Below are 13432 nucleotides of genomic sequence, written 5' to 3' on the forward strand. Positions count from 1 at the left end.
ACCCGTTTCTACCCGTGCGAAGGAGCACCAATTGACAGACTCCGACGAGTTCATTGTTCGAAGTGAGCGGCCCGCGATCGTGACGGGTGCGGCACGTGGAATCGGTGCCGGCATTGCGGACGCACTACTGGCTGCCGGGCATCCGGTGGTCGTGGTGGACATCAACACGGACGCGCTCGCGGAGTTTCGTGCCGCGCGTCCGAAATTGGCGGAGCGCCTGGCTATCGTGGCTGCCGACGTTTCGGACGAAGCGGCCTGGGAGACAATTCTTCAGGAGACGCAGCGTCGATTTGGCCCCGTGGCGGTTCTGGTCAACAACGCCGGGATCTCACCCAAGCACAACGGTCTACGTCGGGAGACCGACGGAATGCCGCTGGAGGAGTGGAACCGAGTCATTGCGGTCAACCTCACGAGTGCATTCCTTGGTGTGCGGGCTGTGCTGCCAGCAATGCGTGCGCAAGGGTGGGGTCGAATCGTGAACGTCTCCTCCCAGGCAGGTCGTCAGGGAGCTCGGATCGCAGGCGTTCACTACGGCGTCACGAAGTCGGCGCTGCTCGGTCTGGCAATGACCGTCGCGTACGAGTATGGAGCCGACGGAATTACCGCGAACTCCGTGACCCCGGGAAGAGTCGAGACGGATATGGCGGCCCAGGCGCCCGACGAGGTGAACGCACGGCTGGCGGCGGCGATCCCGGTCGGACGTGTCGGTCAGCCGGCGGACATCGGCGCGACCATCTCGTTCCTGGCGGGAGATTCTGCGTCATTCATCACCGGCGCGACCATCGACGTCAACGGCGGCAGTTTCATGGGGTGAGAAGCTTACCCTCGGCGAGAAGAAGTTCAACTGAGTAAGAGGAGCATGGCCATGTTCTATCGCGATTTGCCTGATGGAGATGCACGCGGAGTCTTCGGGGATGACGATGCGCTCGGCGTGCTCAATAGGCAGACGCCACAAACGATTCGTGCGGCGCGCGAGGCGATTGTCAGCGGAGAGATGTTTTCCCTGAACGCACCGTTGAATTGGCCCGATCCGCCCCTGTTCAACCGTGCGCAGGTGGAGCACTCGGTCTACACGACCGGAATGGGCAACCGCGATGACTATCTGGATCGATTTTACTTGCAGGGGTCTTCGCAGTGGGACAGCTTTCAGCACTTCCGCGACCCCGAGACCGGCTTTTACAACCATCTCCCGCATGAGGACCTCGGGATCGAGAAGTGGGCGCGACGCGGAATTGCCGGGAGGGCAGTCCTGCTTGATGTCGAACGATACGTGACCGCCCAGGGGCGGTCGTTGAGCTGGAACGAGCGGACCCCGATCGGAGTGGATGTGCTGGAGGCGGTCAGGACCGCGCAGAGCATCGAGTCCCGCGAGGCGGATATCCTTCTCATTCGCACCGGGTGGACGACCGGCTACAACATGGCGACAACCGAGGAGCATGAACGCGTTCGCACCGTGCACGACAGTCCGGGACTCGAGCCGAGCCTTGAGATGGTCGAGTACCTCTGGGACTGGGGCATTAGCGCGATCGCGGCGGACAACATCGCTGTCGAGCCCATGCCGATCCAGGGTCCCACGCTGCATGCCCGCCTTCTTGCGAGGCTCGGGGTACCGTTCGGCGAGTTATGGTGGCTCGATGAACTAGCTGCGCACAGCGCGCTCGACGGGCGATACACCTCGTTCCTGACGTCCGCACCGCTTAATCTGGTGGGCGGTGTCGGCTCGCCCGCCAACGCCCTGGCCATCAAGTAGGCAGCGCTATGAAGGCAATCGAAGTCGACTCCAACTTTCGCCTGGGATGGAACACCGTCCCGGATCCGCAGGTGGGCGAGTACGACGTGCTGATCGATATCCGATCCTCCGGTGTAAACCGGGCGGATCTTGCACAGCGCGAGGGACGCTATCCGCCGCCCCCGGGCGCACCGCCGTACCTGGGCCTCGAGTGTGCCGGAACAGTGTTGGCCATCGGGTCCAACGTCACGGGCATTGCGGTCGGTGACGAGGTATGCGCCCTACTTCCCGGGGGGGGTTACGCGGAGCGAGTCGCAGTCGATTACCGGTTGACTCTGCTGGCGCCGAACGGCATATCACTCATCGAAGCGGGAGGAATGGTCGAGGCAGCCTGCACAGTGTGGTCAAATCTCGTCGAGATGGGTGGCATCACTTCCGGAGACGTCCTCCTGGTGCATGGAGGCGCGAGCGGCATCGGCACCATCGCGATCCAGATTGCGAAGGCCCTCGGGGCGACAGTCATTGCGACAGCCAGCGGCCAAGAAAAGGGAGCTCTGTGCCGTCGTCTGGGCGCCGACCTCGCAATCGACTACACCACGGAAGACTTCGTTGTCCAGAGTCGGGAGTTCACTGGAGGTCGAGGAGTAGACCTCATCCTCGATGTTCGAGGCGGAGACTATCTTGTTCGGAATCTCGACTCGCTCGCTCGCCGAGGCCGTCTGTTAATCATTGGCACGCTAGGAGGTCGCGAAGGGGTGCTCCCCATCGGTGCTCTCCTCCAAAAGGCCTCGTCTGTAACCGCCGCTACATTGCGGAGCCGTCCTCTGTGCGAGCGAGCTGAGGTGGTCGCGGGCGTCGGACGGGATGTGTGGCCGCTGATTGAGCGCGGCGAGGTCATCCCAGTTCTGGATTCGACGTTCGAACTTGAAGACGCTGAAGCTGCGCACGCACGTTTGAGCTCCGGAAAGCACGCGGGCAAAATTCTGCTCATCCAAGGAGCGTGACGCAAGAGTAGCCGCAGTCGAGAATGCATTTCAATGATGGATCTGCAACTGCTCGCTGACGCCGGCCGCGACGCAGTCGACGGTCAGCCCGTCCTATCCTGCTCGGCGAGCAACGCGCGCGCGGCCCCAAGGATGGACTGACGCCGTCACACTGCCTGCCCGCCCATGCTCTCTGCCATCCGCGCAGCCTAGGCCACCGCTGCCGCGCTTCCCGACTGCGGGGCATCGTTCGCGACAGATTGGCTGAGTTGCTCGAGCAGCGTCGGCAGTGTTCGTGCAATGTAGGGCGAGTCTGCGAACGTCAGTTCGGAATGGCCGTCCAGAATCCACGCTTCGAACGAGCGCTCGTATGTGTCTAGTATCACCCGCACGGCGAGCATCGGGTCCCATTCGAAGCGTCGACCAATCCTCGTCATGAGGTCGGTGAAGATGTCCACGAGCGCGCCGAGGAACTTCCTCTCCGACCTCGCGGCTCCGGGGCCGTCGAGCCCGCCCGCCATCGCCCGCACTCGGCGTTCACCTCGGATGATCAGGCCTCCCCTGTCGAGCGGCCAGGATTTGGCCAGAAGGCTTGCGGCCTCGGTGACGCCGGCCGGCGTGGCCGACGCGACGAACTGATCGATGCAGGCGCGGAGTCGCGACGAGCACTCGTCGACGAGTGCCTCGTGTACGGCATCCAAAAGGGCATCGGCGGTCGGAAACAACTGGCGAAATGCGTGAGTGCTCAAACCGAGCCTCTCGCAGATGTCGGAGATGAGCCACTGGTCGAGGCTGCCTCCGGTCGACAGTGAAACACGAGCGGCCGTGACAATCCGGCGCGAAATCCTCGCGCGATTGGGAATTGCGAGGGGTCTCAATTCCACTAGAGCGTCACCGGTTGAGTTTGCCGGTTAGGGCGGCGATCGGTCTCAGAATGACAGGGCGAGCAAAGATCCACGCCGCGACCATCGCAACGGCGGATGCAGCGAACAACGCAAACCCGACCCATGAGGTCTCATCCCGGGCGGCATACATGTGGTTCAGGTTGCGCAGCGCGCCAGTCGCCAACACCAGGGTCACGTGGGCGATCGCGAACAACACGAAGTAGAGCATCACTGGATAGTGAACCGCACGTGCGAGCTCGATGGGGAAGACCCGGCCAGCACGCTCGGCCGTGTCGGGCCATAAGGGCGACATCCGCACTCCTGTGATGATCGCCAGCGGGGCCGCGACAAAAACGATGGAGAAGTAGGCCAGCAGCTGAAGGCTGTTGTAGTTGACCCAGCCGTTCTCGGTGGGCCAGTTCAGGGAGGCGTACTGCAGGGCGGTCGAGAGAGCGTTTGGCACGACCTCCCAGCTGGTCGGGACAAGGCGGACCCATTGAGCAGTGGCGAATAGCAGCACAATGAACAGAATGCCGTTTACCATCCAGAGAACGTCGAGGCTTAGGTGGAACCACAAGTCGAGGGAGATCCGCTTAGGGGGCCGAGCCGAGTTCGTTGGACCAACCATGCGAGTCCAGTAGGCCGCAGGACGCGCCTTCGTCCGCACCGACCATCCAGTCTTGACGATGAGCACCATGAAGAACACATTGAGGAAATGCTGCCACCCCACCCACGCGGGCAGCCCGATCGGAGCACTCGTAGGAAGTGGAGTCGCACCCGGATAGGCGAAGACGAACGACTGAACCGCAGACATCTCGCGAAGCCACCGCGCGATCAACACCACGACGACCATGGCGATCAGCGCTGCAACGCACCACAGCAGAGTGTGTCGGTTACGTAAGGCAGCCACCGTGGTCACTTCTTCCGCGCCGCGATCTCGTTGACGAGCTGCGGCACCACAGTGAACAGGTCACCGACGATCCCGAAGTCGGCAACCTCGAAGATTGGTGCATCAGCATCCTTGTTGATCGCGACGATCGTCTTAGCGGTCTGCATTCCCGCCCGATGCTGAATGGCACCAGAAATACCCAGGGCGACGTACAGGTCAGGAGACACAATGACGCCGGTCTGGCCTACCTGATAGCTCTTCGGAACATAGCCGGCATCCACGGCTGCGCGGGATGCGCCGATTGCGGCGCCCAGCGCATCGGCCAAGCCCGCGACCACAACAAATTTCTCCTTCGAGCCGAGTCCTCTCCCCCCCGACACGACGATTTGCGCGCTGCGTAGGTCCGGCCGTGATGTGTTGGAGTGCACCACCTCCACGGAATCGATTGAGGCTGCGGGGCCATCGACGATCACGGGAACGATCGTGCTCGTGGGAGTTCGTGGGGAGGCGCGTCCGGAGATTGCCCCTTCTCTGATCGTCACGATCGGGATACCGCGGTCGACAGCGGATTCGGTCGTGTACGCGCCGCCGAACACCGAGTGTAGGCCGACCACTCGGTCCCCGTCCAAGCGAACCCCGATCGCATCAGCAAGGACGGCATTTCCCGTGCGCGCCGCCACTCGACCCGCAACCTCGCGACTGAGAGTCGAGTTCGCGAGCAGCACGGCAACTGGTGACGTGTTCGCCAGGACGGAGGTCACCGCCTCAACTTGCAGGCGGCCAAGCACCTCGCCAAGCGAGGATGACTCGCCCACGAGCACCTCATCCGCACCGTAGCGGCCAAGCTCGTCAACCACCGCGTCCACTGCAGCGAGAGGTGCCGTGACCACGGCGACTACCCTTCCGAGGGCACTCGCGGCCCCAATCAACTCCGCCGCTGAACTGCGCACCCCACCACCGGGCGCGCTCTCAATGAATACTAGGCACGTTGACATCGTCGTCTCCTTCGGGACTCGGTCAGATGAGTCGTCGGTCGGCAAGATACTGCACGAGCTCGGAGGCGGCAGCGGAAGATCCATCGTCCGTCACGATCCGACCGGCGGACCGCGCCGCACGCGATGTAGTCGTCAAAACAACCGACGAAGCCAGTGCGGCAGGCTCGGCAATTTGGACGGCCACAGGCTTCTTCTTCGCGGTCCTGATGCCCTTGAAGCTCGGAAATCGCGCCTCCGGTGTGCGCTCAGACACGCTCACCACTGCGGGAAGGGGGGTGTGGACGCTCACCGTTCCGTGATCGGCGCCTCGCATCCCGGACACCTGGCTGGGCGTGATATCGATACTGTCGAGCTCGAGGAGGGCCGGCATCCCAAGCAGCTCCGCGATCATGGCAGGCACGATGCCCCCGCGGCCATCGGTCGATTCGTTCCCCGCGAGGATCAGGTCGAAAGCCTGCCCGCGCAATGCGGCCGCTAGCGCCCCCGCTGTACAGAGCATGTCCGCTCCCACGAGGGCGTCCGAGAGAATGTGTACGCCGGAGTCGGCTCCCATGGACAGCGCCTTGCGCAGCGCGTCGACGCTCTGGCTCGGGCCCATCGTGATAACGACGACTTCGGCGTCAGAGGTGGAGTCCTTGATCGTCAGAGCAACTTCAAGTGCGCGTTCACCGACCTCGTCAATGACCCGATCGGAGGCGTTGCGGTCGACACGGCCGGTCTCGAGATCGAGCTGACGCACACCCCAAGTGTCCGGCACTTGTTTGACCAGGACGGCAATCTTCATTGGTCGCTCCTCTGCTCGTTCGTGTGCCATGACGGAACTCTTGCGGCAGGACAGCCACGCGTGAACCCCGACCTCTAGGGACTATCACTTGAGGTCGATGTCGACTCTAGAATAGTTGCACGCTACATGCAACACGTATTGATAGTTTGGCGCGACGATCCGCAACACGCGGACGGATAACAAACCCAACTGACACGGTTGCCGCGAGTCCTACTCCTCGCGAGGCAGGGGCACGGCAGAGGCAGTGTCTGGATGCTCGATCGAGAACTCGAGGATGCCACGTACGTGCTGGCGGGCGGCCTTCTCGGCGCCTTCACCATCACATTCCTCGATTGCAATTAGTAGACGGTCGTGAGCCGTGAGGAGCGGCTCCGATAGAGCGCCGGGCAGGGCCGCCATTTCTCGCATCAGAAGCTTGAGCAGCGCTCGCACACGCTGGAGCTCTTCGACTATTCGACGATTGCCGGAACCTTCGATAAACGCCTCGTGGAACGCTCTGTCGTACTTCTCATGCCCAGCGAGATCCTGCGCCTGGACGGCGCGGACATGTTTGCGGTAAGAATCACGGAGATCCTGCTTCTCGCGATCGGACATCTGGGTGGCGGCAAGGCGTGCCGCCATGCCCTCAAGAGCTTCTCTGTACTGGAACAGTTCGCGCAGATCCGCTGTCGATCCGTTGAGCACGACCGCGCCACGCCGCGGGGTCACATCGACGAGCCCCTCATGTTGAAGTCGCATGAGGGCCTCTCTCGCGGGAGTGCGACTGACGTTGAGCTGGCGCGCGATGTCTGGCACGCTGAGCCGAGAACCGGGTGGAAGCTCCCCCGCCAGAATCGCCCTGCGAAGTGAGTCTGTCACTCGATCAAGGAGCGACTTTCCACCTTCCAAAGGTCGCACGCGATCTCCCGTCCTAGCGTTTCGTGTGATCAGAAACTTACACGCTGAGCGACTAACCGGGACTTCCGACCGGCCTCACACGTATGTGCAATATGCGAATCGCGATACATGCAATATGTTCTCAACAGGGATGTTGAGGGCGCATTCAAGCAGGCTTCCAGTGATGACGGCCACCACCTTCCGGTACTCTCTGGGGACTTCCTGATAGGTCGACGATGACAACTTCTTGCTGAGCAGAGCTATCGAGAGGTTATCGCCGAACTGCAATCACCCTATGACCAGAAATGGAACGCGTCGACGGCGAGCTGTTCCGGCCGATCTGGACCGACGATGCCGAGTGGCGCTGCAATCAACTCAACGTTCATCGCATTGATATCACCGAGATGATGAACAACTTCGGTTGGGGTGCGGCTCAAGGCCTCCTCTCCCCGAGGAGGGATATGCGCTGAACATTGCGGACAATGGCACGGCGTAATTGGACGACGATAGTGCGATCAGATTCCCGGAGTTCGTCGCCTACCGCCTGGTGGGCGGTGATCCCGGGCCATACACCTTCGGGTGCAACGACGATGAATTCTGGCGAACTCCGGGTGGTTGGCGCTCTGCCTCCCGCATCAGGACGATGTTGAGCGTGACACAAGGGGTGGCGGTCGGATATTAGGGTTCGAACTCAACGTGGACGCGCATGTGTAGTCCGCCTAGCGTTGCCCGAAACTTTGAATCAGGGTCTGTGCGGCCCGGGTTGCAATGAGGTTCGTGATCGACTCCGCCTCGGCGTTCAGTTGTTCGGCCAGCGGCATGGACTGCTTCGCCAGCCGTTTGGTGGCGGCCAGGGACTCGGAGGAAACCTCGAGGAGTGCGGCCACAACGCGATCCGTCTCTGCCCGAAGCTCCGCGGCGGGTACCACGCGGGAGGCCAAGCCCCACGCGAGCGCCTCGCTCGCGGTGAAAGAACGATTGGTGAGCAGCAGGTCGATCGCCAGGCGTTCGCCGAGTGCGCGGGGGAGCAAGTAGCTCGCACCGCCGTCGGGAGAGAGCCCGACGGCGGTGTAGGCCAATCGCGAGACCGCATCATCAGCGAGAACCACTACGTCACCGCTATAGGCGAGGCCGATGCCTGCGCCCGCGATCGCGCCCTGCGCGACCGTGACTACCGGGCACGGGAAAGATGCCAAAAGCATGACGGCCTCGTGCAGGGGCTCGACGGTCGCCCTCAGATGCTCTGTCGCGTCGCGTTGGTGGGCGGCGAACTCTTTGAGATCACCTCCGACGCTGAAGTTCGTCCCTTCGGCGCGCAGGACCACGACGCTCACGTCGTCTCCGTGGGCAGCAACCTCGCGCACGGCATCCCGCAGTTCGCCGGTGGCCTGCAGGTCGAGCGCGTTGCGCCGATCAGGGGAACTGAGCACAATGTCCCAGCGGCCGCCGTCCTGGACGAGGCGGACCCGTGATCCGATCGACTTCGCTTGCTTCATCTGTGCTCTTCCGGATGGACACGATGGTGCGCGCCGACATGTGCGGGACGACATTATCATTTTGGCAGACCGATATGCTACATGCAACCTGGCGGACAGTCGCGCGAACACAGTTCTCCTGATGATTGCGGAAGAACTGTCTAGGAGCGCAGATGCACAGAGAAAAACAGCTCGACCGCCCCAATCCGGCCGAAGCTCGGAAGACGAGTACAGCGGGGCCCCTGGAGGCTCTCGACCACCCTCAACTTGGAAGCGACGCCTGGGTCAGGAACCTGATCGACTACCGCCACTTCACCGAAACGCTCAGGCGCGCACCCCGGCTGCGCGGCGATAACCCGTTCGAGAAGCGACTTGCCGCCTTCGCCGCGAAGCAACGATTCGCCTATCGTGACGGACGGCTATCCCCAGATCGGATCGCGCCGTTGGAGCGTCTTGAATTCTGGACCTGGGTTCCGCACTGCCGCGATCGTGACGGGTGATCGCGGCGCTACCTGTGGCAGGGGCGCCGGGACTGCTGTCGGTTCGATTGAGTCAACTAAATCGTCAGCAGTCCCGAACGTGTTGGCAATGAAGGCGTCGTGCCTGCCCTCTACAGGACTGCCCAGCAAGACACCAGGACTAGCCCAGCGCCACCGTGTTTCCGGACGGCCAGCAGATCTTGGGTGGCGGCTTCGAGCAGCTGATCCCGTCGGCGGCGGCCGACATCCAGCCGGCGCTCCGCGCCTCAGTCCCCGCTCCAGATCCCTAATCGCCGCCGATCAAGAGCCCTCTGGGCCAGCCACCGCGGGCCGCAGCCGAAACGCTGACCGACACGATCGTGAGGGCACTGCCCGCCCCGTCATCTCACAGCCGCGGTAAGGGGGAGAAACGCGGCGAGCGCGGGCAGAGGCGTTCGAGAGGCGGCGCGGTTACCGGGAGTTGCGAAGAGAGGACGGTGCGACTGCATGGGGGCAACGGCTGATAGGCCGGGTGGAGTGGGGTTGGCTGATGCGCTCAGAGCCCGCGTGCGCGGTCGAGGCCGGTTGGCGTCCAGACGCTGGTCGGCGCGCACAGCGGCCGGGAGGCGGTTGGTGTGCGCGGCTGGGCGCGGTTTCCGGGCTTCTGGCTGGTGGCGAGAGGCGAATACGGTCGGCTGCGGTGGCAGTAAGAGACATGTCTAGAGACATGTCTAGACAGTCCGTATCGAATTTGCCCACGTTTTGCCCACGCTTTGAATCAATCGAACGTGTGTGCTCAATTTGTCAAAATCCCCGTGATAGCAGGGATCGGGAAGCAAACGGCGCGCAAAAAGAGGTCGAGGATTCGCTCATCTCCATCGAGGAGGTCAGGAGTTCGAATCTCCTAGGGTCCACCGGTACCGCAGAAACTCCCCGCGACACGGCATCACCGCCGACGATCGCGGGGAGTTTTTCGTCTGCCGGGTCCCGCGCACCGGCCCTTGGCGGCGCCGTCGACTAGGGTGACGCTCGTGCCACAGAACCTGCCGGAGAGCCCGCGCCAGACCGAGTCCATCCCCCCTCAGGCGGCCTTGAGCATCCGAGGCCTGTACAAGCGCTTCGGCGAGAAGAATGCCGTCGACGATCTCAGCCTGGATGTTCCCACCGGCTCCTTCTACGGCCTCGTCGGCCCGAACGGTGCCGGAAAGACCACGACCCTCTCGATGGCCACCGGGCTTCTGAGACCGGATGCCGGCACCATCACGCTGCACGGGGTGGACGTCTGGCGCAACCTCGTCGAGGCGAAGCGGCTCGTCGGGGTGCTCTCCGACGGCGTGCGCCTGTTCGACCGCCTCACCGGGGAGCAGCTCGTCACCTACTCGGGACTCTTGACGGGGATGGACCGGCCGACAGTCGCGGAACGGGTGGACGACCTGCTCCGGCTGCTCGACCTGCAGGGGGCGAGCGGAACCCTCGTGGTCGACTACTCGGCGGGCATGACGAAGAAGATCGCCCTGGCCTGCGCGCTCGTGCACGCACCGCGACTGCTGGTGCTGGATGAGCCATTCGAGTCGGTCGACCCGGTCTCGGCGGCGAACATCCGCGACATCCTGCAGGGCTATGTCTCATCCGGGGGCACCGTCATCGTGTCGAGTCACGCCATGGATCTCGTGCAGCGCATGTGCGACCACGTCGCGGTGATCTCGGCGGGGAGGGTGCTTGCGGCTGGGACCGTCGACGAGGTGCGTGGCGGGTCCACGCTGGAAGACCGGTTCGTCGAACTGGTCGGCGGGCGACACCACGCGGAGGGGCCCGAGTGGTTGCGAATCTCCTGAGGCTTCGCCTCCTCGTTCTCAAGAACTCCCTTCTGCGCAGCACCTGGCAGCTCGTCGCGGTGATTTTCGGTGCTCTCTACGGCATCGGCATCCTGTTCGGCAGCACGATCGGGCTCGTGGCGCTCAGCGGCGTGCCGGTGGGGATCGCTCGCACCGTCGTGGTGCTCGCGGGCTCGGCCCTCGTCCTCGGCTGGGTGCTCATCCCGCTCCTGGCCTCCGGGATCGACCAGACCCTCGAACCCGCACGACTGGTGACCTTCCCGATTCCGTTGAACACCCTGCTGCTCGGTCTCGCCCTGAGTGGTCTCGTGGGGGTGCCCGGAATCGTGACCCTGCTCGCGTCGCTGGCTACCGCGGGCACCTGGTGGCAGCATCCGCTGATCGCGCTGGTCGCGGGCCTCTGCGCGGCCATCGCTGCCGCGACCTGCATCGTCGGATCGCGCGCGGTCACCACGCTCAGTTCCACTTTCACCTCCGGTCGCCGCTTTCGAGAAGCTGCGGGATTCCTCGCGATCATCCCTCTCTTCTTGCTCGGACCGATCATCGTGTCGCTCTCCTCCGGCATCCGCACGGCCACGGATGCTCTTCCCGGCCTCGCGAATGCGCTCGCCTGGACGCCCCTCGGCGCACTCTGGGCGGTGCCTTCGGACCTCGCGCTCGGAAATCCTGGCGAAGCCGCCCTCCACTTCCTGATCGGTGTCGCCACCCTGCTCCTTCTCCTGCTTCTCTGGCGCCGCAGCCTCGCGCTCGCCCTCATCACTCCGGCCCACACAGCCTCGCGCAGTCGCGGCAGCGGCAAACTCGGGTGGCTCGGCCGCTTTCCGGCGACGCCGGCCGGGGCGGTCGCGGCCCGTTCCCTCACCTACTGGATCCGGGACCCGCGCTACGCCCGCCAGTTGCTCGTCGTGCCGCTCATTCCAGCCCTGATGTTCTTCTACAGCCGCAACGGGGCGCTCGACCTTCTGCACTCCGTCGGTCCGATCGTCGCGCTGCTGCTCTCGCTGTCGATCTTCTCCGACCTGTCTTACGAGGGCACCGCCTTCGCGACGCAGATCTCATCCGGCATCCGAGGCAGGGATGACCGGCTCGGCCGGGCCGCCGCTCTCGGCAGCTTCGGATTGCCGATCGTGATCATCTTCAGCATCGGTTCGGTCTGGATCAGCGGATCGTGGTCGGTGCTGCCCGGCCTTCTCGGGCTCTCGATCGGCATCTTCCTCAGCGGGCTCGGGGTCTCGAGCTATTCCTCGGCCCGCATCGTCATCCCCGTGCCGGGACCGGGCGACAACCCGTTCAAGGCGGCACCCGGGGCTGGCTTCACGACGGCCCTCACCACCTTCGCCACCTGGGGGGTGCTCGGGGTGCTCGTGCTGCCCGAACTCGTCCTCGCGGTGGTCGGAGCGGCGACCGGGGTCGACGTTCTGGGATGGATCGGGCTCGTGGTCGGTATCGCCCTCGGTTCCGGACTCATGGTGCTGGGCATCCGTCTCGGCGGAGCGCAGCTGGACCGGGCGGCACCGGAACTGCTGGAGCATCTCGCCCGCCAGCGCTGAGGTACCCCGGCGCTCCCTCACGACTGCCGGATGACGCGTGTGCGTCGGCGACGCACGACGTAGACGGCCAGTGCGGCGAGAATCGCCGCGCAGGCGATCCAGGGGAGCGCGACTCCCACCACCACCAGCGCTCCGGAGAGGAAGGCAAGCAAGGAGCCCCAGCCGGCGATGAGACCCGAGAGGAAGGTGGCGGGAGGGCGCACGGGAGCGGTGGTGACCGTGCCGAAGTCCACGGTGAGCGTGGCGAGGTCCACCTGGTCGTCGAGCCCACGCTTCTGGGCCTGCAGGCTCTCGAGGTTGGCCTGCCGGTCGGAGAGCACGGTCTCGATGGAGATGAGGTCGGCGGTGGTGGTGGCGCGGGACAGGAGCTCGACCAGTCGGTCGACCGAGGTGCTCAGCGCAGTGATGCGCGCCGCCAGATCCTGGGACTGGCCGGTGACATCCTGGGTCGCCAGGGACACGTTCTCCACACGCCCCAGTTTCTTCAACTCCGTGAGCGCCGCATCCAGCCTGGTGGCAGGGATCCGCAACACCAGCCGGGCGGTCCCCGGGACGCCTTCCGTCGTGGGATGCTCGGTGCGTCCGTCGACATGACCGCCAGCCGCCTCCGTGATCGTCACGGCCCTCTCTGCCGAGACCGAGGGCTCATCGACGGTGATCGAGAGCGTGCCGGTGGTGATCACCGAGCGGGTTGCCGGCGTGGATGCCGCGCCCACGGTGCCTGCGGCCTTCTCCGGCGCCATCATCGGCGCACGCGCGATCGAACTGCCAGAGCTGTCAGACTGCACCGATCCGGCGGATGCGGTGCATCCCGCGAGACCGAGTGCAGTGACGAGCAGGAGTGTCGTGACCGGTATGCGCCTCATGCCCTCACGCTAGGCGGGTGCTCCGGCGAGCCGCCACCCAACGTTTCTGGCGATTCGTTCGTCACGACAGGCTGCGATTCTGGGAATCGTGTGGGAGCCGCATGAGGG

The 13432-nt window shown here is 64.2% G+C and carries 13 protein-coding genes and 1 pseudogene; 6 read left to right on the forward strand and 8 right to left on the reverse strand.

Going from position 1 to position 13432, the window contains the following annotated elements:
• Positions 1-31 precede the first annotated feature (31 nt).
• The 3 genes from ABIB54_RS13225 to ABIB54_RS13235 are packed head-to-tail and all read left to right on the forward strand — an operon-like array spanning position 32 to position 2733.
• Positions 32-814 carry an SDR family oxidoreductase gene (locus ABIB54_RS13225; RefSeq protein ID WP_354575990.1) on the forward strand — a complete coding sequence of 261 codons (783 nt, stop codon included), beginning with the start codon at positions 32-34 and terminating at the stop codon, positions 812-814.
• 45 nt (positions 815-859) lie between these two features.
• A complete protein-coding gene (locus ABIB54_RS13230) occupies positions 860-1750 on the forward strand; it encodes a cyclase family protein (protein WP_354575991.1) in 891 nt (296 codons plus the stop codon).
• An 8-nt stretch (positions 1751-1758) separates the two neighbouring features.
• Positions 1759-2733 carry an NAD(P)H-quinone oxidoreductase gene (locus ABIB54_RS13235; RefSeq protein WP_354575992.1) on the forward strand — a complete coding sequence of 325 codons (975 nt, stop codon included), beginning with the start codon at positions 1759-1761 and terminating at the stop codon, positions 2731-2733.
• A 188-nt stretch (positions 2734-2921) separates the two neighbouring features.
• Here ABIB54_RS13235 and ABIB54_RS13240 read toward each other — a convergent pair whose 3' ends face one another.
• From ABIB54_RS13240 to ABIB54_RS13265, 6 genes and pseudogenes are all read right to left on the reverse strand, one after another.
• Positions 2922-3461 (reverse strand): hypothetical protein, encoded by a 540-nt coding sequence (locus ABIB54_RS13240; protein WP_354575993.1) that lies wholly within the window; start codon positions 3459-3461, stop codon positions 2922-2924.
• 142 nt (positions 3462-3603) lie between these two features.
• Positions 3604-4515 (reverse strand): cytochrome b/b6 domain-containing protein, encoded by a 912-nt coding sequence (locus ABIB54_RS13245; protein WP_354575994.1) that lies wholly within the window; start codon positions 4513-4515, stop codon positions 3604-3606.
• On the reverse strand, positions 4512-5480 hold the full coding sequence (locus tag ABIB54_RS13250) for an electron transfer flavoprotein subunit alpha/FixB family protein (RefSeq protein WP_354575995.1): 969 nt from the start codon (positions 5478-5480) through the stop codon (positions 4512-4514). Before ABIB54_RS13250 ends, ABIB54_RS13245 begins: the two co-directional genes overlap by 4 nt.
• A gap of 22 nt (positions 5481-5502) precedes the next feature.
• Positions 5503-6264: an electron transfer flavoprotein subunit beta/FixA family protein gene (locus ABIB54_RS13255; protein ID WP_354575996.1), complete on the reverse strand. Its 762-nt coding sequence runs from the start codon at positions 6262-6264 to the stop codon at positions 5503-5505.
• A gap of 210 nt (positions 6265-6474) precedes the next feature.
• Positions 6475-6948, reverse strand: a complete 474-nt coding sequence (locus ABIB54_RS13260; protein WP_354576067.1) for a GntR family transcriptional regulator — start codon at positions 6946-6948, stop codon at positions 6475-6477.
• A 9-nt stretch (positions 6949-6957) separates the two neighbouring features.
• A pseudogene (locus tag ABIB54_RS13265) lies at positions 6958-7161 on the reverse strand (GntR family transcriptional regulator); the annotation flags it as partial.
• Between the two features lie 284 nt (positions 7162-7445).
• Here ABIB54_RS13265 and ABIB54_RS13270 point away from each other — a divergent pair.
• Entirely contained in the window at positions 7446-7610 is a 165-nt protein-coding gene (locus ABIB54_RS13270; protein WP_354575997.1) for a hypothetical protein, read from the forward strand.
• A gap of 249 nt (positions 7611-7859) precedes the next feature.
• Here ABIB54_RS13270 and ABIB54_RS13275 read toward each other — a convergent pair whose 3' ends face one another.
• On the reverse strand, positions 7860-8636 hold the full coding sequence (locus tag ABIB54_RS13275) for an enoyl-CoA hydratase/isomerase family protein (RefSeq protein WP_354575998.1): 777 nt from the start codon (positions 8634-8636) through the stop codon (positions 7860-7862).
• A 1468-nt stretch (positions 8637-10104) separates the two neighbouring features.
• On the opposite strand from ABIB54_RS13275, the gene ABIB54_RS13280 reads away from it, so the two are divergent.
• Both ABIB54_RS13280 and ABIB54_RS13285 read left to right on the forward strand, forming a co-directional pair.
• A complete protein-coding gene (locus ABIB54_RS13280) occupies positions 10105-10908 on the forward strand; it encodes an ABC transporter ATP-binding protein (protein WP_354575999.1) in 804 nt (267 codons plus the stop codon).
• Positions 10890-12458 (forward strand): transporter, encoded by a 1569-nt coding sequence (locus ABIB54_RS13285; protein WP_354576000.1) that lies wholly within the window; start codon positions 10890-10892, stop codon positions 12456-12458. Before ABIB54_RS13280 ends, ABIB54_RS13285 begins: the two co-directional genes overlap by 19 nt.
• Positions 12459-12475: 17 nt before the next feature.
• Here ABIB54_RS13285 and ABIB54_RS13290 read toward each other — a convergent pair whose 3' ends face one another.
• Entirely contained in the window at positions 12476-13324 is an 849-nt protein-coding gene (locus ABIB54_RS13290; protein ID WP_354576001.1) for a DUF4349 domain-containing protein, read from the reverse strand.
• Between the last annotated feature and the right edge of the window lie 108 nt (positions 13325-13432).

It is taken from the genome of Frigoribacterium sp. UYMn621 (genome assembly GCF_040549525.1).
Classification (GTDB): Bacteria; Actinomycetota; Actinomycetes; order Actinomycetales; family Microbacteriaceae; genus Lacisediminihabitans.

Bases quoted from the DNA above. Each gene is read 5' to 3' on its own strand.
- ABIB54_RS13290 (WP_354576001.1), bottom strand. From the start codon at position 13,324: ATGAGGCGCATACCGGTCACGACACTCCTGCTCGTCACTGCACTCGGT.
- ABIB54_RS13270 (WP_354575997.1), top strand. From the start codon at position 7,446: ATGGAACGCGTCGACGGCGAGCTGTTCCGGCCGATCTGGACCGACGAT.
- ABIB54_RS13230 (WP_354575991.1), top strand. From the start codon at position 860: ATGGCCATGTTCTATCGCGATTTGCCTGATGGAGATGCACGCGGAGTC.
- ABIB54_RS13235 (WP_354575992.1), top strand. From the start codon at position 1,759: ATGAAGGCAATCGAAGTCGACTCCAACTTTCGCCTGGGATGGAACACC.
- ABIB54_RS13250 (WP_354575995.1), bottom strand. From the start codon at position 5,480: ATGTCAACGTGCCTAGTATTCATTGAGAGCGCGCCCGGTGGTGGGGTG.
- ABIB54_RS13255 (WP_354575996.1), bottom strand. From the start codon at position 6,264: ATGAAGATTGCCGTCCTGGTCAAACAAGTGCCGGACACTTGGGGTGTG.
- ABIB54_RS13275 (WP_354575998.1), bottom strand. From the start codon at position 8,636: ATGAAGCAAGCGAAGTCGATCGGATCACGGGTCCGCCTCGTCCAGGAC.